This window comes from Limnospira sp. (genome assembly GCF_051859755.1).
GTDB classification, from domain to species: domain Bacteria; phylum Cyanobacteriota; class Cyanobacteriia; order Cyanobacteriales; family Microcoleaceae; genus Limnospira; species Limnospira fusiformis.
In genome coordinates this window covers 1-1,100 of the sequence record NZ_JBIMLI010000359.1, presented here as the reverse complement: position 1 = coordinate 1,100, position 1,100 = coordinate 1, and the positions used below count along the sequence as shown (strand labels likewise).

The 1,100-nt window shown below is 48.5% G+C and carries 1 protein-coding gene; it reads left to right on the top strand.

Annotated elements, in window-relative coordinates:
- Positions 1 to 140: 140 nt before the first annotated feature.
- Complete coding sequence (surE, locus tag ACTIE0_RS24620) at positions 141 to 950, top strand: 5'/3'-nucleotidase SurE (RefSeq protein WP_006625915.1); 810 nt, start codon at positions 141 to 143, stop codon at positions 948 to 950.
- Positions 951 to 1,100 lie beyond the last annotated feature (150 nt).

The following is a 1,100-nucleotide window of genomic DNA, read 5'->3' as shown; positions in this document are numbered from 1 at the left end:
TGTTACCTTAACGGGTAATAGTGCTATCGTCGCATTGTCCGGCAATAGCCGGATAAATGTCGCGTAAATGTATCAGGGCGGGGATTCTCGGCCGTTAAACTCAAAAAAGTTCAAATTGTAATGCGCGGAAATGGTGGTCGATGAAACTGTTAATCAGCAATGATGATGGGGTTTTTGCCCTGGGTATTCGTTCCCTAGCTAATAGTTTAGGGGAAGCGGGACATGATGTTACTGTTGTCTGTCCCGATCGCGAACGTTCAGCCACTGGTCACGGATTGACCCTACATCAGCCCATTCGTGCGGAAGAGTGTTCATCAGTCTTTCACCCGACTGTAACCGCCTGGTCTTGTTCAGGAACCCCGGCTGATTGCGTAAAATTGGGGTTGTTTGCTTTACTTGACAGTATGCCAGATATGGTTTTGTCAGGTATCAACCACGGCCCCAACCTAGGAACGGATATCCTGTATTCGGGAACGGTATCCGCTGCTATGGAAGGGTTGATTGAGGGTATCCCCAGTATTGCATTTAGTCTAGCCAGTTATTCGTCGGTTGAATTTGACCTGGCCGCAGGTTTTGCGACCACCCTGGTTAACGCTTTAGAAAATCAGGGATTATCGGAAGCATTTTTGCTTAATGTTAATATTCCTGCTGTTGGCGAACAGGAAATCGCTGGAGTGGCGATCGCTCGCCAAGGTATTCGCCGCTATGTGGATATTTTTGAGAAACGGGTTGATCCGCGCGGTAAAACCTACTACTGGCTTGCCGGAGAACTTCTCGAAGACGTGGAAGAAGTTATCGACCATCAAAATTTTGATCATGCACCCACAGATGTAAGTGCCGTCCGCAGTAACTATATTACCATTACCCCCCTTCAGTACAACCTTACCCAATTTAAAGCCTTAGAACCCCTTGCGGATTTGGTGGCCGCCGTGAGACACTGGAGACAGTAGACTAGAATAGTAGATAGAGAATCATAGCAAGTCCGATCATGGGGGTTGATTAAAGCCAAAGGCTTGGTAGATCCTAGTCAGCACCCCCGGCTGAAGCACGGGGGCTTCGTGCCCCCCTTTCAGGTAGCTGACCAGCTTAAGCCTTAACTG